The organism is Allobacillus halotolerans (genome assembly GCF_018967645.1).
Taxonomy (GTDB): Bacteria; Bacillota; Bacilli; order Bacillales; family Alkalibacillaceae; genus Allobacillus; species Allobacillus halotolerans.
Map to the genome: position 1 here is coordinate 61,331 of NZ_JAHLZF010000002.1, position 21,257 is coordinate 82,587.

Genomic DNA, 21,257 nt, shown 5'->3' on the forward strand with positions numbered 1-21,257 from the left:
AAGGGCGACATCTGCGATAAATCGCAGTGTCTTCTTTACCGCGGGCACGGCTCGAGCCTCCTCGGCCCAAGGTCACGGCCTGCGGGGTCTCGAGACTCGTGCTGTTCCGACGCCTAGGACGGGCTAGTGTCAACGTTGGCCACAGGACGTGGCCGGTTTTAGTTGACCCGCTGGAGTCGCCACCTTCGCTTCTCACAATTCAACAACTCAGTGTTCTACATTAAAAAGTCAACACTAAGCTTTAACAGAGCCAAATACTAAACCATTTTCATGATGGCGTAGCCCAACACGATCCAGCCAATCAAAAACGCAACGCCGCCGACGGGTGTAATCATTGCGAAAGTTTTCGTCTCGGTCAGACTATATAGATATAAACTTCCGGAAAAGATAATGATTCCGGCAAAAAAGAACCAACCTGCAGTCACATAGTTTCCGAGCCCTGTTTTCAGTGCTAAGATGCCTGTAGCAAAAATCGCTATCGTATGAAACATTTGATATTGGACCGCTTTTTCCCATGTACCCATTAATTTTTCTGAGAGTTTACCTTCCAGTCCGTGCGCTCCGAATGCACCAAGTGCAACCGCGATAAAGCCGTTTATTGCACCAATCAGCAGTAATGCTTTCATGTTCATTTCTCCTTTTTTCTGTTGCTAGAAATCAAAGATGGAGTCTCCGTTCGCATCATCTTCATCCAGTCGTTTCCCTTGTTCAATCTGTTGCTGTTTTTTAGATTTTGGCCACATTCCCATCACTTTGGCCTCAGCTTCTTCAATTGAAAAATTTTCTGGTTGATCAGAAATGGACACGTTTGACGTACTTTGTTTACCGTCATAACTGGCATGGTAATCTGACCCTGTAATTAATGTTGCCATTGATTGAACGGAATACATTTTTGCTTTCATTTGATCTGTTGACGTTTTCGCGTCAATGGATTGTAACTCTTTGATCATCTTTTCAATGATTGCTTGATAAGAAACTGACATTGTGTTCCTCCTGTATTCATTTCTCAGTTAAATAGTATATCATTGATGGGCATTGAATTTCTTCTATGAAGACTGTGTTCATCATAAAACGTATGTTGACCAACAAAAAGTCCCAGCACTTAGCCGGGACGGTAGAAAAACTCCTATTTATCAACAATACTTGTGATGGCAATGACCAAGATGGCAACTGGTACGATGTATCGGATGATGAAATACCAACTGGATTGCAGTATAGGCGTATTGATTTCGCTCCTTTTAATCGCTTGATCTTTCGTCCAGTACCATCCAACAAAGATGGCCATTAACATAGTGCCCAACGGTAAAATATAATTCCCCGTAATGTAGTCGATTGAATCCAATATATTTTTATTTTCCACAATCGTCACATGGCTCCATATCCCATAACCTAAAGAAACCGTAACACCGATTGCGAAAATGACGGTGCCACAAACAATCGCAGCGGCTTTCCTGCTTAGTCCTAACGTTCGGTGGACATATGCTACAGGGACCTCCAACATAGACAATGCGGAGGAATAGGCCGCCATAACCAATAAAGCAAAGAATCCGATTCCGACGAGACCGCCGGCTGGCATACTTGCAAATATGCTCGGTAATGTGATGAACACTAGTGGTGGACCATCAGTAACATCACCACCGAAACTGAATACAGCCGGGAAAATCACAATTCCTGCAATGACGGCAAACACTGTGTCCATGATACCAATGCCAACCGTTGCAGTTGGCAATCGGTCGTTGCTCTTCAAGTAACTGGCATATGTCAACATCCCACCAATGCCGATACTAAGTGAGAAAAACGCCTGTCCCATTGCCGCCAAATACACTTGTGGATTCCCGAACTGGCTCCAGTCTGGAGTGAATAAGAAGGCTAATCCTTCACTCGCTCCGTCCAACGTCAACGAATACACCGCGAGAACAACCATCAAAATAGCTAGCGCTGGCATTGCGATCAAATTTGCCCGTTCAATGCCTCGCTTAATTCCCCGAATAACAACCAATACCACAGCGATCATGAATAGAAACTGCCAAAATAACGGTTCCCATGTAGTTGATGTCCAGTTTTCGAAACTTTGTCCAAACCCGCCTGTAGGCTCTGTCCAAAAGTCTCCAATTAAATAATGAAACAAATAATACAAGGACCAGCCACATACCACACTGTAAAAACTTAAAATAAGTGTCCCGCCGATCACACCCATGACACCGGTCCAATGCCACTTTGTTCCTGGAGCCAAACGCATAAAGGAACCGACAGCATCTTTCTTACCAGCTTTCCCGATACTGAATTCCGTCAGTAGTAACGGAATGCCGAACGCTAAAATAAAAAAGATATAGATGAGCAAAAATGTAGCTCCTCCATTTTCACCAGCAACATATGAAAAGCGCCAGATATTCCCTAAACCGACAGCTGACCCCATGGCAGCTAACATAAATCCGAGTCTTGATTTCCATTCGTCTCTTTTCATTCCATTGCTTTGATCCAACTCATCCACCTCTTTTTTTATGAAGAATTTCTAACTCTTCTTTTATAGCTTTCGTTATTCCCTGACTTGTACGTTAAGTTCATTATATGTATGTTAAGAAATAACTTTTTATCACTATAACACATTTATTGATTAAAGGAATAGAGGAATTTTTTTATTCTGTTAATTAAACCTTAGTGACATGAAAAAAACACCACTCAATAGAGCAGTGTTTTTCGTTTGAGATGTTGCTTCTCGGTTGAGAATTGTTTTTTGCGGGTTTGTTGATTTACCATCCATGATACTAAATCTCGTTCTTTATTGCATAAATTTCTTCCAAGTTCTCCTTCAAATCGGCCGACTAACTCTTCGAAATGCACCACTATTAAGAACGCCCCCCCCCTATTTACAACCATCTCTGTGTATTTTTTCTGTTTGTGTAAGTGTTGTTTTAGTTCCAACTATTAGTATACACGAACTTCCACTAAATGTTAAGAGTATTTTCAAAATTGTTAAATAATTTATTTACTTACTTTAAAGCGTCCATTCCATCATTTTAGACCAAGGCGTCCATGGTTTTCGAAAAATAAAAAAGGGGTACCTCCTCAAAACGTCGAATTTTAGTTAATAGAAGGTGTTTTTTAAAAGGGAGCAATTCATTATCGGTAGATCTGCTCGATTTATCAGTGGCTTCGCTCGGCTTTTCGGCGGCTTCACTCGATTTTTCGACGGCTTCACTCGGTTTTTCGGCGGCTTCGATCGGCCTTTCGGCGGAGCTCTTTTACCCACAGGATGGCTGTGGTTTTAGTGGAAGTTCTTTTATTTCCTGTCCCACCAGATTCGCCAACAGTGCGAGCCACAATTCAACAACTCAGCGCCAGAAAGCACGAATCTTTAATAAAATATTTATACTAGATATTGCATAAATAGTCATAAGGGTTTAAAATAAGTTCAATATTAAGGGGGAGTTTTCGTTGAAAGAAAAGTATGCTGGTATTCATCATGTAAAGTTTATCATTTTATCTTTAATCGGGATTGGATTATTCATGGTCCCTATTCCGATCGAAGGGGAAACGACAATTGCGGTTGCTTTTTTAGCCGATCAGTTTTTAGCTTTGCTCGGTGATTTCGCATTGATTTTGGTCGTTCTATTAATCTCTGTCGCTGCTATATTGTCTGTCATTGTTTATATCATAACATTAATGGATCCAAAAAAAGTGAACCCGGATTCCTTTTTCGGTTCATTGTTCCGGGTTAATTTATTTTGGACGATCGTTCGTGTTCTTGCGATGGTTTTTGTTTTGTTCACTTATTTCAATGTTGGTTGGGAAGCCGTATACTCTGGTGCAACAGGCAGTATGATTTTGAATGACTTGCTCGTATTTCTAATAGCCGTCTTTTTAGTCGCTGGTTTATTGTTGCCGCTTCTTCTAAACTTTGGCTTACTCGAGTTTGTCGGTGCATTGCTAACGAAAGTCATGCGTCCTGTCTTTACACTACCTGGAAGATCGACAGTCGACAACTTGGCTTCTTGGTTAGGTGACGGGACAATCGGTGTATTATTAACGAGCAAGCAATATGAAGATGGCTATTACACGAAACGTGAAGCTGCAGTCATTGGAACGACTTTTTCGGTTGTTTCCATTACCTTTACGATTGCCATCGTCCGTCAAGTTGATTTAATGCACATGTTTTTGCCGTTATACGGTACGGTTGTATTAGCTGGTTTCGTTGCCGCAGTCATTATGCCGCGAATTCCACCGTTATCCAAATTCTCGGATACGTATTTGAAAGAAGATCAAGAACCACTGGATGAATCGATTCCTAAAAATTATACAGCGATTACTTGGGGTTACAAGCAAGCGGTAGATCGTGCAAGTAAAGCACCTAACCTCATTAATTATTTAAAGATTGGTATTAAGAATGTCTTGGATATGTGGATTGGCGTCTTGCCGATTGTCATGGCAATCGGAACGCTAGGTGTCATCGTCGCCGAATTCACACCTTTCTTCACTTGGATCGGTACTCCATTCGTTCCGATTTTGGAAGTGTTGCAAGTTCCTGAAGCAAAAGCGGCAGCAGAGACATTGCTCGTCGGTTTCACGGATATGTTTCTACCTGCGATTATTATCGAAGGTGTTGCCAATGACATGACACGCTTTGTCGTTGCGGCCTTGAGTGTGACACAGTTAATCTATCTTTCAGAAGTCGGTGGTGTACTGCTTGCTTCTAAAGTACCTGTGAACTTCTGGCATTTACTCGTAATCTTTTTAATGCGTACGGCAATTACTCTACCAATCATCGTCGGTATTGCGCACTTAATCTTTTAATCTTAAATAGACAATCATATAAAAAAGCGATCCCGCAGTCATGCACATGACATTGGGATCGCTTTTTTGCTTGGTCGTCAACCGTGTCAATATGTGAGTAACGGTAAACCAGGCTTTGCTTTTGCTGATTTTAGATTAGGTAAAAACGTATCTTCACTACGATTGATCCTGTAGGCGGCCATCAAGTATTTCGTCGCATCCTTGTACCGTTTCATTTCATTCATAACACTGCCAGCCAGCAAATAATAACTGCATAGCTCATGTTCTTCATTTAACTTCTGATAGAACGGAATCGCTTCTTTGAACAGTAATTGATTCAATTCCTCGTGTTGTTCACGAAGATAGTACAAAATCGATTTTAATTTAAATTGATATCGAATATTTTGGTACGTTTTAGCTATACTGATTCCTTTATTTAATTCTTCAAATGCACGTTCATTTTCACCAAGATAAAAATACGTCATAGCTAAATAATGATAGGAACTTAATTCTACTTCATGATTTGTTTGACGCGCAGTTGCCTTCATAAAACATTCTCGGGCCATTTCATATTCCTGCTTCTGCATGGCCATCATACCTTCACACATATAAATAACTGATTTAATTAAACTACCTACTTGAGAATCATCTAGGTCCCTAAGCTTTCTAAAATAGCTCTCTGCCGTTTCGAAGTCTTCAATCAAACAATAATTCATCCCCAGGATAATTTGACAGCTTATCACACGTGTATAGTCTAATTCTGCTTGAAAAATTTGAAATGCTTTCAGTGCATATTTATTGGACCGAAGAATCATCTCCATCCGCGTATATGCATTCGCGATCATCAAGTAAAGTTCAGGATCAGATGTGTCTTTGATCATTTTTTCTGCTTGCTTGAAATGTTTGATGGCATTCGAACAATAAAACTTCGTCAAATAATAGTAACCGATAAATTTGTGATAGCTATACGGATAATGTTCTTCCAAAATCCAAGAAAAGCTTTGCAAATACTTGAATTTTTCATCGAATTTTTCATACTGTTGCGTCAATAAATAGTGACCGAATAAAGTCAGTTCATATAAGTAACTGAGTTCAACAGCTATCTTTTTTTCATCTAGTGACTGAATTTCATGATAATAAGCATCTGCTTTTTTCAAATCATAATGATGTAACGCATCGATCCAGTTTTCCAACGTTTTTTTTACATGTTCATCAGAAGGAGCAATGAACTTTTCAACAGGAAGCTCCAATCGTTCACATAATTGGCTGACAATCTCTTTATTAAATGAGATTTGGTTGTTTTCTAATTTACTTAAATAGGCACTTGAACAAATACCTTCTGCTAACTGCTCTTGTGTAATTCCTTGGCGTATCCGATGCCATTTGATTGTTTGACCAATAAGTGACAATCCAATCTCCACCTTCTGTTCCAACTTATTGTTCTATTATAGTTCTTTGTGACTATACTTTCCACAAATATATCAAATTTTACCAAGGAATTTTAACAGAAGTTATTTCTATGAATGAATTGCCCATTCGCCGTCTTTTAAAATCTCTTCTTTATCGCCATTTTCAGTAATTCCATAAACGGTTAAGTCGGCGGATCCCATCATGAAATCTTCATGTATTAAACTCTTATTGATCCCTGCCTCTTTTTGTTCGTCTGCACTCATATTTTCGCCGTTTTCCAAGTTCGTCGGATATGCTTGGCCAAGCGCTAAGTGACAAGAAGCATTTTCGTCATAAAGCGTATTGAAAAAGATTAAGCCTGACTGTGAAATAGGTGAAGAATGAGGAACTAAGGCTATTTCACCAAGTCGAACGGCTCCCTCATCTGTGTCCAATAAATGTTTAAGTGTCTCTTCTCCTTTACCTGCTTCAAAATCAACCACTTTTCCATCTTTGAACGTCAACTTAAAGTCATCGATTAAATTGCCATTGTAGTTTAACGGCTTCGTATTCCGAACAGTTCCTTCTACACCTTCTCGATGCGGTGCAGTAAATACTTCTTCTGTCGGCATATTCGGGTTGAAAATAACACCTTTTACCGATTTTGCTGTTCCGCCTGCCCATATATGGCCTTTTGGTAGCTGAATTCGAAGGTCCGTAGTAGCTGATTGATACTCTAACGCGACATATTTTTTCTCATTTAAATAATCTCGAATATCATGCAGTGTTTCATTATGATCTTCCCAAGCCTTAATTGGATCCTCTTGATCGACGCGGACGATTTTGAAAATTTCTTTCCACAATTCATCCATTGCTTCTTCTTCTTTTTTATCGGGGTATATTTTTGCGGCCCATTTTTCTGTAGGAACTGACACGATTGACCATTGAATACGATCACTCATCATGTATTCACGATACTCACTCAATGCTTCTCCAGCCGCTTTATTCGCTTTTGCGATTCGCTCTGGTTCAATCCCATCCAATAGGTCAGGATTCGGTGCATAGACGGTTAGAATGCACCCGCCATCTTTGACATGTCCTGTTTGTTTGTCCACTAACCAATCAGGAATGTTTTCTAAAACATGTAGGGGTTCGTTTTCATACTTCTTTCTTGTGATTACTTCATCTGACCAGTTAACCGTTACATTTTCCGCCCCGACGTTATAAGCTTCCTCCACAACGTGGTGCACAAAGTCTCTCGCCTCGATTGGCGCATTAATAAAGATTGGTTGTTCTTTTTGTACATTCACACCGACCTTCACAGCAAGCTCGGCATATTTCTTTAATGTAGCCTCTGTTGGCATCATGCGACACTCCTTCTTTTTATTGGTATATCTTATTATTTCATATTCCGAAACTTTAAAAAAGTAATCCCATCGACGAATGACAGATACTTTGTTGTTCGTTGAATCTCAACAATACTTCTGGGCATTAAAAAAGATGATCTCCGATTATATTCGAGATCATCTTTTAGCTGTTCATATTTTAAAGCGCCTGTTTCTCTCCGGTATGGTTCAAAGAAGTTGTATTTACTGCTTATTTTCTTTCATCCACCCAATTCATCAATTCTTCTTTCGCAACATTATAAAATTCAGGAATGGTATTTTCATGATAAATTCTTTCAAACTCATCCTGAAGCTCTTTGACACGCTTTAAGTAAGCCGTTGCCTCGTCGACCTTCACTCGATAATCCATCTTTAATAAACTGACTCTTTGTTGCTCTCTTTTCGGCAAATCTTGTGTCATAAGTTGATCAGAGAGGTTCAATTCTTCATCACTGATCAGACTTGGATCATGTTCGTGCGGGCCGGTTGCGTCGAACATGGCAACTTCGAGTTCCGGAAGGGTTACCATATCAAGGCTCGTCGGATCGAATCCACAATGGTAGACTTCTACATCAAAACCTCGGTCTTGTGCTTCGCGGGCAATCTTGCGAAGAACGGTTGATTTTCCAGACCCTGAATTGCCTTTCATAAAAATTCTCCGACTTACTTGACTCGTTAAGTTTTGAATGAAATCACGTGGTCCGTCTGGTGTGGCTGCACCTAAATAACGGTGATGTACACAGGATGGTTTATTCAATTTATTTTTTTCAAATATATCGTTTTTCAAGCGTTCTGTCTCTCGGTTCGCTTTTTCAAAATCCATATAGGGAGCATAAACATCTTCAATCTCATGATGAATCGTAAGAGCTGATTGAAACCTTTGAACAGCTAACGTGTGAACCTCTTCTATTTGTTTTTCTAATTCTACTAATAATTGTTTTTTCTCCGTTAAACCTTCCTTACTATAACCTTCTCCAAAGAATAACAGGCTTTCTTTGATGAGTGGCCATTTCATTCGTCTAATATTCATTTTCGAACGATCGAATATACCTGCATTTAAATCAGTGAAGACAATTCCTTCAAGTTCATTTCGTTGAATATGATTATAAATATAGTCAATATTCAATTGGTTTTTCATTTGGTAAGCCACATCTTTTAACAGTGGGCTGATCAACGATGTATGCCCACCTTCAATGTAAAGAACATGGTCGAGTTGTTCAATTAAGTTTTCATAAAAATTAACATACCCTTTTGCGGTGGTACCTCCCATAAAATACTTATATTCAGACATGTCATCATCCTCCCAGTCTCCCTTATTGTATGAAACTGAGCTTTAAAAAAGACCAAAGGACAAGGGGGTTTTGGGCATTTGGGCACCTACATATAACGAATGAAAAAAAGCTGAAGAGTTTCCCCTCCAGCTTGTCGTCGTCAATCCTTATTTTCCATGTCTTCTAACGCTTCTTTTTCTTGATCAGACAGGTCTTCACTTTTCGATGGACTTGAGGAAAACCAACCAATTAAGGCGATGAGTACGAGCACGATATAAAAGGTAAGCTTCCATAAAGTCGATTCTGCGAAATCATGTGGAATGATTGCGATATCTTCGTGAGCTAACGTGATCACGAGAAGCTTCACACCTACCCAACCTACAATGATAAACGCTGCTGATTCCAAACCTGGCCGTTCATTAAGCAATTTGACGAAATACGTCGCTGCAAATCGCATAATGACGACACCGATTAATCCACCAGCCAATATGACAAGAAATTTACCGCCATCCATTCCACCGATTTGCGGTAGATCGGTATTCGGTAATGCCATCGCCAGCGCAACAGCAGCCAATATAGAATCAATTGCGAATGCAATATCCGCAAATTCAACCTTGACGACAGTCATCCAAAAACCTGAACCTTTTTTGGCTTGCTGATCGCCGCATCTTCTGCGGATTCATCTTCGTTACGATGCAATATAAATTTTCTAAATAGATGATTTAACGAGATAAATAACAAATATGCTGCACCGATCGCTTGCATTTGCCATACATCGACGAGAAAAGAAATAATAAATAAAGAGCCCAAACGTAAAACAAATGCTCCAAACAATCCATAAAATAAAGCTTTCTTGCGTTCCTCTTCTGGCAAATGTTTAACCATAATAGCCAAAACGAGAGCATTATCTGCAGCTAAGATTCCTTCCAATCCGATCAGGACGAGGAGCACCCAGCCATACTCCGCTAATAAACCCCATTCCATTTCGACAAACACTCCTCAACTTCTAGCACAGTTGTTTCTTTTCCTAATCCTTATCTTCCCCAAAGCTTTCTACATTTAACAAGCTTCATCTCAAATTGAGGCGATAATGACAGAATTAGTTAAAATGACATGTTATGAGTATACACTTTTTTTGTCGAAAATTGAATCACTTCATCCTTACAGATATTTATAAGTTTAGGACTTGTTTTTCGCTCTTCAAAGACACATTTAGCATGTGACCGTCCGATATTAATGCTAAACATAGCAGAAAAAAGCTAGCTGCAGTTTACCGCAGCTAGCTTCATCAATTTCATATACATTTTAAGCTTACTTATTCACCTGTAACTTCTTCGATCTCACTCTTCAGTTTATCGAATAGTTCAGGGTCGATTCCTTCTACTTCTTCACGGTAATACTCGTGAACTGGCTGAATTGCTTCACTGAATTCAGCAATTTGATCTTCATCAAATTCAATGACTTCTGTACTTCCTTCATCTTTGATTGCTTGAAGACCAGCTTCGTTTTGTTTCTTCTGTTCGTCGAATACCCAGTCTTGTAGTTCTGTAATTGTTTCATCAACTACAGCTTTAACATTATCGTCAAGACCGTTATACCATTCTGTATTCGCAGTTGTCATCGCAACATAGTTGTTGTGACCAGAAATCATCATATAATCTTGTACTTCATTAAAGCTTGCAGATTCAATGAAGAAGATTGGGTTTTCTTGTGCATCAACTGTTTCACGATCTAACGCCGTGTACAGCTCACCCCAGCTCAATGATTGAACTGTAGCACCATAAGCATCATAAGACTCACGCATTAATGGAGATTCTTGTACGCGTACGTTCAAGCCTTCCCAATCAGATGGAGATTTAATTGCTGTATTACTTGTCCAAGCCATCTGACCTTCACTCCAATAAGCTAAAGGTGAGATGCTATGCTCTTCATATTTCTCACGAAGATCTGTATTTAATGCTTCACTATCCTTTAAAATCTGGTGAATTTGGTCTTGATCTGTCGGGAACAAATAGTGCATAGAGAAAATTTGACCGTCTGGAACTTGTCCTCCAGTGAAACCTGGAGACATAACAGCCAGCTCAACCCCGCCTTGCTGCAACAATTGTGCTTGGTCTGTTTCACTACCTAAAGCGCCATATTCTAGTGCTTCAACCGTAATCGCACCATCTGTTTTTTCTTCAATTCGTTTCGCAAATTCTTGTGCATATACAAACTGTACTTCGCCTTGAAGTTCTTCAGTCACCATGCGCCATTGATCAGATTCGAAATCTCCAGAAGCTTCTTCACTTCCTTCACTTGAACCTGAATCGGACTCTTCTTCGGACCCAGATTCTTCTTCGGATCCTGATTCTTCGTCAGACCCTTCACTTCCTGAGTCTCCTTCACTATCGCCACCGCCACATGCAACTAGCAGTAAGCTTAATGCAAAAATTGATGCTAACATTAACAAATACTTTTTGTTAAAAATGTTCATTACCCCCTGTAATGTGTTTTTTATTTGGCTATGTTTGAAGTCCGTTGCTGATATTGTGATTCGCTATGGTGGACGCTTTCCGCGGGCACGGCTCGAGTCTCCTCGGCCCAACACCCTGGCCTGCGGGGTCTCGAGACTCGTGCTTTTCCCGCTGGAGTCGCCACCTTCGCTCCTCACAATTCAACAACTCTGTGCTTTATTCATGTTTTAAAATTCAACATTAAACTTCAACAGAGCCATTATTTAAAGGAACTGCTTAGAACAGTTCACTTTATTCCTGAATAAGTACTAATGATAACTCTGGGAAGAATACCAACAACAACCCGATTGCTATGAGCATAATGATATAGGGTGGTGTACTTTTGATAACTTCCAAATAAGGTTTATTGAATACCGCACTTGCGGTAAATATGTCAACACCAAATGGTGGCGTTGCAGATCCTAATGCTGCTTGGAAAGTAACGATGATTCCAAGGTGAATCAGGTCAACTCCTGCCGCTTCAGCAGCTGGAGCAAAGATTGGTGTTAATACCAAAATAACTACTATTGGATCAACAAACATACATCCAACGAAGAAAAACACACTGACCATCAACAGGACGAATAATGCGCTTGGATCTGTTCCAAGAACTGCTTCTGTAATCATTCTTGGAATACCGGCAAAGCCGATTACCCAAGTGAAAAGCTGGCCACCAGCGACCAAGATGAAAACGGCTGATGTAACCAATCCTGTCGACAAAGAAATTTTAGGGATTTGTTTCCATTTAATTGTCCGGAAGATCATTACTTCCAAAATCAATGCATACAACACAGAAATCCCAGAAGCTTCAACAGGTGTAAATGTACCTGTATAAATCCCACCGACGATAATAATTGGGAACCCTAACGGTAAAAGTGCTTTTCTAAAATGAACGAAGCGTTCTTTCCAGCTGGCTTTTTCACCCAGAGGAATGTCCTTCACTTTCGCATGAATAATGTTGTATATTGCAAATGCCAGAAATACGATTACACCTGGAATAATTCCGGCAATGAATAGATCCCCAACTGATACTGAACCTGCTGCCAGTGCATAAATAATCATTCCCACACTTGGCGGAATCAATAGCGCCACATCACTGGAATTGATAATCAAGGCCATTGCTTGGGAATCTTTGTATCCTATTTTCAGTAATCTTTCTCTCATCGGACGTCCTACCGCAACAACAGTCGCTTGCGTTGAACCTGAAATGGCACCAAACATCGTACAAGCTGCTGCTGTTGTTACAGCATACCCTCCACGAATGTGACCGATGAACGCACCGACGAAATCTAATAAACGCTCTGAAGTTTTACCTGCTGTCATGATATCCGCTGCGAAAATAAATAACGGAACGCATAACAATACCGGTGATTCAATCCCTGTCATCAGCTGCTTCATTAGAATATCCATACTTAAATTCGGATTATAAATGAGCATAATGACAACGGGTGCCAAGATCAGCGGAATCATCATCGGAAAATTCAACAGCAAAAGAATAATCATTATAGATAATAATGTCGCTAACATAGATTTTTCCTCTCTACTTTAATCGATTTTTGACATTAGATGGATATGTCTTCCATCTTCAATTCTTTTTCTCTTTGATCGTTATAATCTACGGCATCGATTCCTAAGTAAACTTTATCTTTTGCTTTCGCTGTGAAGTTCACAAATGTGTTTCTGATATATTGAATCCCCGCTGTCACGAAGCCAATTGGAATAAATACGGCCATTAAGTATCTAGGGACTTCCAACGAGGTCGTAATAGCTCCGGTATTATATTCAAAAAGAACAAAATTATAAGTATAATACGCCATTACAAACATAACGATTGCAGTCACTGCATTAATCACGATCATCATCACTTTACGAACCTTCATAGGTGCGAAGTCATAAAAAGCTGACATACTAATATGCCGTCCCTTTCTAGCTGCATAAGCTATTCCCATAAATGTTGCAATAATGATGGCGAATTTACTCACCTCATAGGCGAAATAAAAAGCACCTGAACTAAAAACTTCTCGGGCAACTACATTACCGACAATCATAATTGAAATCAAAATGATCGAGAAGGATAATATAAATTCTTCTAATCTCATCATTACTTTATCAATGAATTGAAATACTTTTCCTATTCCTCGAACAACGCTATTGTCACTCAAGCTCCCCAAAAAACTTGCCCCCTCTCGAAAAGAATGAATCTGTAAAATTATCAAATAAATTTAGCCGTTCATTTCTTCTATTTAAGCGTATATGATTTAGCTTGGTTTATTCAACTTCCAAAAAAACACACATTTTATAATTTAATAACCTATTTTGCTAGGAATTAAACATAAAATTCAAATTTCTATAATATTATCGATATTACTTCCAGATAGTCGTGTATGCTCCAAATATTCTAGTTGATAGCCTATTTAAACTTTGTTATGGATAGACTTCCACATAATATCTTTAAAACTATTAATTTCATTTACTGGGTTATTTTCTCATTAAGTATGTCATGAAGATTTAGATTGGGTGTAAATCTTGAGGGTTAATGGATGATATTTTTAAGATTCCTGACTAAGGATGAACAGCGCATACGTGCCTTATATATGTTTTATTCGACGTTCATCAAGAACATTCCTGCAAAATAATTAAAAAATTAATTGAATATTTTGTTAAATGGCGAGTCATGAACTGACTAGTAGGTAGTTTTATCAATTGATTACATGCTGGTTCAGCAGCTTCATATTGTGAGTGAGTTGGAAGAAACGCTACTCTAACTTTCGATGGGGTACTGAGAAGGTCTCTGCGACCAAATACACTGTTCTGACTCTTATTCGGATGTTGAGAAGCACTCTCGACTACCCAATTCACTATTCCAACTCGCATTCGGGCGTTGACGAATTTTCTCCACTGGTTTCATTTTTAAGTGAATCAGTTTCTTAAATTAGAGTCCTCGTTGGCGGGGAAACGTAAAACGTTATTGTGAGAGTCGCAATACCCAAATTGGATGCGAGTTCTTGATTCCAGTCGAATTGACAGCGCCTATTCATCCGAATTGGATGCGTGTCTCTGATTTCGGTCGAATTGACAGCGTCTATTCACCCGGATTGGATGCGTGAGTCTGATTCCAGTCGAATTGACAGCGCCTATTCACCCGTATTGGATGCGTGAGTTTGGTTTCGGTCGAATTGACTGCATCTATTCACCCGAATTGGATGCGTGAGTTTGGTTTCGGTCGAATTGACAGCGCCTATTCACCCGAACTGGATGCGTGTCTCTGATTTCGGTCGAATAGAAAGCGTCTATTCATCCGAATCGGAAGTGAGATTCAAATTCCGGTCGAATAGATCGGATATTAGGTGGTGGGGAAAGCATCCACCGATAGCGGATCAAAATATCAACAACGGACTTTAACAAAGCCATCTAAAAAAACCAGCCAGCGACCTTCTTTAGGCCGCTGGCTGGGTGAGCTTCGTTGATCTTAGCCTTGTCGATTATTCGGCTTCGATAAACTGATGACAATATCTTTTGATTCAACTTTTGGTTCACGATTTGGAGAAAAGAAGATGATTTTCCCACTTCCTTTGATAATTGCCAATAAAACAGATTCGTGATGTAATTCTTTTTTCAATGTTTCAAACGTATATTGTTCTGAGATCTTTGTTTTTTTGAATACAAATCCTTGGTTGATTTTTTCATTCAGTACGGTCCAATTTGCCTGTTCACTGAACAAGATATTTCCGCTTATATGGTTACTGACTTCATCTAAACGATCTCCGTTGTCCATTTGGATCGGTAATTGATACAAGAATTCCCGTCCGAACTCAGGCTTAAATGTCGTACTGATTAATGTGTTGTATGAATCGAATTCCGTCATACTGATCATATACTCATATGGAGTCATATCTAGTTGGTAATCGGTTTGTTCTGAAAGCACTTCTCCATGTTTGTTTGGAACATCGAGCCTTCTTGCATGCGATAACCTACTCCAAGATGAATCAATGATCATAACCGGTATGTCATAGTCACCCAATACTTTTGCAAAATTGGCTGTGAATTTACTGGATCCAACCATTAGAATTCCTGGTGTGCTTTCAGTAGATAAATTCAATTTTTTCGAAAGCCAGCCGATTGAAAAGCCGTGAGCCACAACCGTTGCAAACACAAGGCCGAATGTTAAAGAAGTTAACATTTCAGCTTCTTCATACCCTTCAAGCAGTAAGACTCCAGCAAAATAACCAGATACCGTCAAGGCGACAATTCCTCGCGGTGCAATCCAACCCGTCAATAATTTCACTTTAAACGGTAGACCTGTTCCAATCGTTGAGATAAAAATTGTTAACGGACGAATAACAAAAAGCATTAATAAAACAAATGAAATAATCGGCCATTCAAACATAGCAATCAATGTTTCTCTTGTCAGTGATGCCGTTAACATAATAAAAATAACAGATATCAGTAGAATGGATATATTCTCTTTAAAATGACGTAGATCACCAATTGATGAAATTCTCATATTTGCAAGAGTGATACCCATTACCGTCACGGCAAGCAATCCTGTTTCGTGCATAATCATATCACTGATCGTAAAGGCGGTCACAACACTGGACAAAACAAATGGAGATTTCAAATACTCAGGCACTAGGCCATTCTCAAATAATTTGCCGACTCCAAATCCGAATCCAATTCCAATCAGAATAGCTAATATTGATCCTCCGATAAAGAATAAGATTGTAATGAATGTCACATCGTCTAGGGTGATAAATTGGATGAACACAAATGCGAAAACAGCTAATAACGCACCAAGGGGGTCGACAATAATACCTTCCCATTTAAGGATCGCAGCAGGAAGTGGCTTTAACTTAGCCTGCCTTAATAGAGGTAAAATAACGGTCGGTCCTGTGACAATGAAGATGGCACCAATCACAAATGATACAGCGAGTGGTAGTCCAGCTACATAATGTGCGGCTAATGAACCTAAAAGCCAGGCTAATAACGCACCGATTGTCACAATACGGTAGATCGGTTTACCAATTCCTCGGACTTCACGAAAATCCAAGCCTAAGCTTCCTTCAAATAAGATAATCCCAACTGCAATGGAAATCAGTGGGCTATATACGACTGCGAGGTTTTCCTCGGGATTGATTATGCCAAAAATAGGTCCCGCCAGTAATCCAACGACAGACATCACGACAATCGCCGGTAGCCTATAGCGCCATGCGACCCATTGTGAGCTGACGCCTAAAAATAAGATGAGCATCAGCTCAAATAATAAATTGTCCATCGTGTGCCTCCTTTCATATGGGCTTGTATGCTTAGTTCCCTAATGGATGTGGTATAACCCATATATACGATATTTTTTATATATACGTTAGCCATTATATAATTCACTAGGGGGGTAGTCAATGGCGGACATCGTCAGTGTTGTTTTATTAATTATTATTTTGTTTGTTCTTGTTTTGCCTGCATTCTTCGTAGTTTATGCATACTTTGTCGACCGTAACCAAAAAAGACATTCTGTACTTCGAAATTATCCGGTACTTGGACGCATTCGTTATATGTTTGAAAAGATCGGACCTGAATTAAGACAATATTTTTTCCGCGATGATACAGAAGGTAAACCATTTTCCAGAAAGGATTACCACGACATCATCATTCCAGCAAAATATGGCCACCGGTTGATTGGTTATGGTTCGCTTAGAGATTTTGAAGAGCCTGGCTATTATGTGAAAAATTCAATGTTTCCGAAGCAACTGGAGGAATTAGCACTCGGAGAAAGTCCGCAAGTTAGCTCTTTCGTCTACCAAATTGATAAGGATTCGTTGATTGGCAGAAAAGAGCACCGTGAAGATAAAATGATGAATCCATTTTTGCTTGAAGAAGAATATGAAGTTGTGATTGGTGAAAATACAAGGAATCCATTTCATGTAAAAGGTCATATCGGCATGTCTGCAATGAGTTATGGCGCTCTTGGAGATCGTGCCATAACGGCATTATCAATAGGATTAGGCCGTGCTACAGGTACATGGATGAATACAGGCGAAGGCGGACTTTCGAATCACCACTTAAAAGGTGATGTCGATCTCATCATGCAAATCGGCCCAGGTTTATTTGGAGTACGCACGGAAGCTGGTGAATTTTCCTGGGAAGAATTAAAGAAAAAAGCAGAAATTGATCAAGTGAAAGCTTTCGAATTAAAACTGGCACAAGGTGCAAAACTTCGCGGTGGACACGTTGAAGGAGATAAAGTAACGCCTGAAATTGCTAAAATCCGTAATGTTGAACCCTATAAAACCATCAACAGTCCCAATCGCTTTTACGAATTTGATGATGTTCAAACACTGCTTGATTTCTTAACTGACATTAGAGAAGCGACTGGTTTACCTGTCGGGATGAAAATCGTTGTCGGACAGGAAAAATACGTCGAAGAATTAGCGAAATTAATGAGAGAAACTGGTAAGCATCCAGATTTTATTACCGTCGACGGCGGAGAAGGTGGAACAGGCGCTACGTATCAAGAGCTTGCAGACAGTGTTGGATTGCCATTAAAATCAGCATTGCGAATTCTACATCAAGCACTCGTGAAAGAAGGTGTGCGTGACCGTGTGAAAATTATTGCTTCTGGCAAGTTGATTACACCAGATAAAATTGCCATCGCCTTGTCATTAGGTGCAGACCTCGTACAAGTGGCCCGTGCTTTCATGGTGACCGTCGGTTGTATCATGGCTCAAGTATGTCATACGAATGAATGCCCTGTCGGTGTGGCGACGACAGATCCGAAATTACAACGAGCATTAGACATTGACGAGAAGTCATATCGCGTGACCAATTTCGTCGTTGCCATGCGTGAAGGATTATTTAATTTGGCAGCTGCATCCGGACTGGAGTCACCATCTGAATTCCGGGATGAGCATGTTGCTTACAAAGACTTGTATGATGTCACCTATGATAATCACTTGAAGACAAATCAATCTTAAACTTCACTCATTTAAACGGTGAACAGTATGGATGTAGTTTATTGCGCAATCGAGTCGCGATGTTTGAACTTGATTGACAAAGATTCCGAGCTAGAGTTCCATGATATATTCTTCTAGCGATCGGAATCTTTTTTTATAAATAGTCATGAATAATTGTTTTCTGTTCTTTGTTTCTTATATGATAGTTACTAGTGATATGTTTGGTAGAAAGGAGTTTTTTTATGCGTTGTCCATCTTGCGGTATATCTGTTGAAAAAGATGTTCAATTTTGCCCTAACTGCGGACACAACATCGATCAAGCTTCAACAATTACAATCAATTCAGAGGATGTATTACCAAGTGAAAATGTGTATGGGGTGTTAAAGAAAATTCTGATACAGCCCTCTGCAAGTAAGCATTTAACCCCGAACCATTTACCAATTGGTTTGATTTCCATCGCCATCTATTCTTTATTGATCGCCGGTTTCATCTATTACTCGATGAAAAGCATTTCCTCGGATTTGCAAAGCTCGTTCAATGATCTTGGATTAGGTAGTGTACTTGGTCAAAGTGTGGAAGTTAGCTTTTTTGATTATTTTCTCTTACCGTTCGTCGGGTTTTATGCACTGCAAATCATTATGATCTTACTTATATACATTTTGGCTAAAATTACAGGAGAAATAAAAGACTTAAGAACGTTGACCGCTCAGTATGGTGCGTACTTATTTCCGTTCTCATTTATCTTCATAGTCGGTGTATTATTCTCTGTTCTTAATCTAAGTTGGTTGGCGACCGTTGCACTCCTTATCGCAACACTTGGTGTCATTTTTATGCTACCAGTCATACTGACAAAGTCCGGTATTGAGAATGCAGGTGACGGAACCGATCGTGTTTATTTATTATTGATCATTTACTTCATCGGTGTTTTAATTCTAAGCTTTGTTGCTAGAACTTATGTTGAGACGATGGTTTCCAGTTTCATCAATAACATCACGAGTATATTTTAATGTTGTCTTGATTGGTTGGTTCAACGAATTGGTCATGTGAAAATTTATTATATGAGAGAGCGGGCACTGACTTCGGTCGGTGCTTTTTTGTGTATGCTAAAGCGTTACGATTGAAAAATCACTTGTTAATATAGCGAGCGAGGAAATCAATACGAGAGGAAAAAATGGGCAGCCGTACACAGACACCAATGCATGATCCCAATAGTACACGGATTAACCCTGAAGCTTTATGAAAAAACACTGAAGGTTTGTGGATTTACACTGAAGGTTCGGGAGTTAACCCTGAAGGCGCGTGAATTAATGCTGAAGCTGTGCAAATGAACCCTGAAGCTCTGCAAATTAACACTGAAGCAGATATGTAATGTGCCTTCGATCAAGCTCTAATCACGAGTTGAGGATTAAAAACACATGCTACACTCGATTAGAAGCTCTCTATTCATAGATAGACCGCTGACATTGCGTGTTATCTTCGATTAGCAGAACCCAAAACAAGGGTAGCACTTAAATGTTGTGTGCTACCCCGTAATAATCACTGGTACCTAAATTTACTTTTTCTTCTCTGTCTATTCATCTAGTTCATTTAGCTGTTTTTTCTTTTCTGCTAATTCGATTTCTATTTTTTCGAGTACTCGTTCAATTGGTGTGATACTCCCTCCAACGGCTTCCATCTTATCAAGGTCACCTTGAATTCGGATATAATCCATCTTTAGATGAGCAATTTCCGCTTCAATGTCTGCTTTTTTCATCTTCATCACTCCATTCCTCACTCTCATTGTATAAGAGGTCGCTCTTTTTCTCAAATCGCTTGCCCTTTGGCTTGTTCCTGTCGCTATCTGGTTGATTTGACTCGTTGCAATTCATCTCACCTTAGGGGAGGGCACATATATCTTGGAATTGGGCTCATAAATTTGAATGCCGGGTGCATATCTCTGTAGTTTGGGGCCATATACGACAAATTCCGGCGCATATGGCGTGAAGGAGGGCGCATATACGATAACGTTGGGTGCATAAATCTTGGATCATCGGTCTCCGTGGTTAGCCTTTTTTAAATAAGGGTATTAGTGATGGTGTATAGGACGCTACTCACAGAAAGGAGTGGAACACATGATTGATGATTATCGAAATTCAGTTGAGTATGGACCGACGAATCCTGATCAATTAAAAACATGTACGAACTGCGGCAATATCTTACAAAAACCACTTGAAATACAAAATAAACTTTGCACAAAATGTCAAAAAGAATTAAATAGAGACTAAGTTGTTATGCGTATAACAATCGAAAGATGACAGTGGATCCTTTGCATCTTTCGATTGTTTCCTATAAAAAAACTGTTTCAAAACCTCCGAACGAATGGGAGAGGAATTGAAACAGTTCAATTTGTATGATTAATTTTTAAAAATAAACGAACGTAGTGGGAGTTCAGCTTGCTTTTCTTTCCCTTGTTCAATATATGTGATCAATAGTTTTTCTAAATCGTTCTGGTAGTTCTGATCCTTTAATGAAGTCTCAAAAACTAGCGTGAAGCGGTCTGATTCCATCTGATAATCTTGTACGGACACATAAGACTCTTTCAATAATTTATTTTCATAGGTATCTCGGTAATGGACGTTCGTTTCGCCAGTATCATCTATGTAGAGGTTAATCTGAATGGAGCTGTTTGACTGGTCGAGTTCTTCTCCATCTTGCTTGATCAATTGAATATCCTTGATCAGTGGAAAGGATTCTCCTCCCTCCCATTTGACTTCTTTACCGATATAGACTTCTTCGTAATTATTGAAGAGTTCTTTATTTGCTCCTGTATGACTAATGCTCCGAAACACTTGGTCATTGCTGTTTGCTTCTACAACGAAATAACTCGCTAGCCCACCAATAATCACAACTAACGCTACAACCAACCACCAATTAAATTTTCTCATTTATTCACCTCGGTGTGACGCAATCCATTTCTTATCTCTATCTTTACCTGAAAACTATTATACTATACATCTTCTTTGT

The 21,257-nt window shown here is 39.5% G+C and carries 16 protein-coding genes and 1 pseudogene; 4 read left to right on the top strand and 13 right to left on the bottom strand.

Features of this window, described 5'->3' with window-relative positions; translation table 11 throughout:
* Nucleotides 1-257: 257 nt before the first annotated feature.
* The 3 genes from KQ486_RS02005 to KQ486_RS02015 form a co-directional block, all read right to left on the bottom strand.
* Nucleotides 258-626 carry a DUF423 domain-containing protein gene (locus KQ486_RS02005; RefSeq protein WP_144161382.1) on the bottom strand — a complete coding sequence of 123 codons (369 nt, stop codon included), beginning with the start codon at nucleotides 624-626 and terminating at the stop codon, nucleotides 258-260.
* Between the two features lie 24 nt (nucleotides 627-650).
* Nucleotides 651-983, bottom strand: coding sequence for a DUF5327 family protein (locus KQ486_RS02010; RefSeq protein WP_144161379.1), 333 nt, complete (start codon nucleotides 981-983; stop codon nucleotides 651-653).
* Between the two features lie 143 nt (nucleotides 984-1,126).
* Nucleotides 1,127-2,482, bottom strand: coding sequence for a sodium-dependent transporter (locus tag KQ486_RS02015; protein ID WP_311379119.1), 1,356 nt, complete (start codon nucleotides 2,480-2,482; stop codon nucleotides 1,127-1,129).
* Between the two features lie 953 nt (nucleotides 2,483-3,435).
* Between KQ486_RS02015 and KQ486_RS02020 the strand changes: the two genes are divergently transcribed.
* Nucleotides 3,436-4,791 carry a YjiH family protein gene (locus tag KQ486_RS02020; RefSeq protein ID WP_246569094.1) on the top strand — a complete coding sequence of 452 codons (1,356 nt, stop codon included), beginning with the start codon at nucleotides 3,436-3,438 and terminating at the stop codon, nucleotides 4,789-4,791.
* Nucleotides 4,792-4,877: 86 nt separating this feature from the next.
* Here the strand turns inward: KQ486_RS02020 and KQ486_RS02025 are convergent, their stop codons facing one another.
* From KQ486_RS02025 to KQ486_RS02060, 8 genes and pseudogenes are all read right to left on the bottom strand, one after another.
* On the bottom strand, nucleotides 4,878-6,179 hold the full coding sequence (locus KQ486_RS02025; RefSeq protein WP_216686629.1) for a helix-turn-helix domain-containing protein: 1,302 nt from the start codon (nucleotides 6,177-6,179) through the stop codon (nucleotides 4,878-4,880).
* Nucleotides 6,180-6,287: 108 nt separating this feature from the next.
* On the bottom strand, nucleotides 6,288-7,523 hold the full coding sequence (locus tag KQ486_RS02030; RefSeq protein ID WP_216686630.1) for an aminopeptidase: 1,236 nt from the start codon (nucleotides 7,521-7,523) through the stop codon (nucleotides 6,288-6,290).
* 232 nt (nucleotides 7,524-7,755) lie between these two features.
* Nucleotides 7,756-8,835 (bottom strand): hypothetical protein, encoded by a 1,080-nt coding sequence (locus KQ486_RS02035; RefSeq protein ID WP_216686631.1) that lies wholly within the window; start codon nucleotides 8,833-8,835, stop codon nucleotides 7,756-7,758.
* Nucleotides 8,836-8,975: 140 nt separating this feature from the next.
* Nucleotides 8,976-9,799 (bottom strand): annotated as a pseudogene (locus KQ486_RS02040) (TerC family protein).
* Between the two features lie 331 nt (nucleotides 9,800-10,130).
* Complete coding sequence (gene dctP, locus KQ486_RS02045) at nucleotides 10,131-11,291, bottom strand: TRAP transporter substrate-binding protein DctP (RefSeq protein ID WP_144161362.1); 1,161 nt, start codon at nucleotides 11,289-11,291, stop codon at nucleotides 10,131-10,133.
* Between the two features lie 271 nt (nucleotides 11,292-11,562).
* Nucleotides 11,563-12,837 carry a TRAP transporter large permease gene (locus KQ486_RS02050; protein WP_216686632.1) on the bottom strand — a complete coding sequence of 425 codons (1,275 nt, stop codon included), beginning with the start codon at nucleotides 12,835-12,837 and terminating at the stop codon, nucleotides 11,563-11,565.
* 35 nt (nucleotides 12,838-12,872) lie between these two features.
* Nucleotides 12,873-13,481 (bottom strand): TRAP transporter small permease, encoded by a 609-nt coding sequence (locus KQ486_RS02055; protein ID WP_246569097.1) that lies wholly within the window; start codon nucleotides 13,479-13,481, stop codon nucleotides 12,873-12,875.
* 1,298 nt (nucleotides 13,482-14,779) lie between these two features.
* Entirely contained in the window at nucleotides 14,780-16,582 is a 1,803-nt protein-coding gene (locus tag KQ486_RS02060) for a cation:proton antiporter (protein ID WP_216686633.1), read from the bottom strand.
* 121 nt (nucleotides 16,583-16,703) lie between these two features.
* Between KQ486_RS02060 and KQ486_RS02065 the strand changes: the two genes are divergently transcribed.
* Both KQ486_RS02065 and KQ486_RS02070 read left to right on the top strand, forming a co-directional pair.
* Nucleotides 16,704-18,275, top strand: a complete 1,572-nt coding sequence (locus KQ486_RS02065; RefSeq protein WP_216686634.1) for an FMN-binding glutamate synthase family protein — start codon at nucleotides 16,704-16,706, stop codon at nucleotides 18,273-18,275.
* Nucleotides 18,276-18,496: 221 nt separating this feature from the next.
* The gene (locus KQ486_RS02070) at nucleotides 18,497-19,261 is read left to right on the top strand and encodes a zinc ribbon domain-containing protein (RefSeq protein ID WP_216686635.1); all 765 of its coding nucleotides are present in this window, start codon (nucleotides 18,497-18,499) and stop codon (nucleotides 19,259-19,261) included.
* A gap of 563 nt (nucleotides 19,262-19,824) precedes the next feature.
* On the opposite strand, the gene KQ486_RS02075 is transcribed toward KQ486_RS02070, so the two are convergent.
* Nucleotides 19,825-20,007: an SE1832 family protein gene (locus KQ486_RS02075; protein ID WP_144161352.1), complete on the bottom strand. Its 183-nt coding sequence runs from the start codon at nucleotides 20,005-20,007 to the stop codon at nucleotides 19,825-19,827.
* 358 nt (nucleotides 20,008-20,365) lie between these two features.
* Here KQ486_RS02075 and KQ486_RS02080 point away from each other — a divergent pair, with 358 nt between their 5' ends.
* Nucleotides 20,366-20,518: a hypothetical protein gene (locus tag KQ486_RS02080; RefSeq protein ID WP_186278546.1), complete on the top strand. Its 153-nt coding sequence runs from the start codon at nucleotides 20,366-20,368 to the stop codon at nucleotides 20,516-20,518.
* Between the two features lie 129 nt (nucleotides 20,519-20,647).
* Here the strand turns inward: KQ486_RS02080 and KQ486_RS02085 are convergent, their stop codons facing one another.
* Entirely contained in the window at nucleotides 20,648-21,178 is a 531-nt protein-coding gene (locus KQ486_RS02085) for a hypothetical protein (protein WP_144161350.1), read from the bottom strand.
* Between the last annotated feature and the right edge of the window lie 79 nt (nucleotides 21,179-21,257).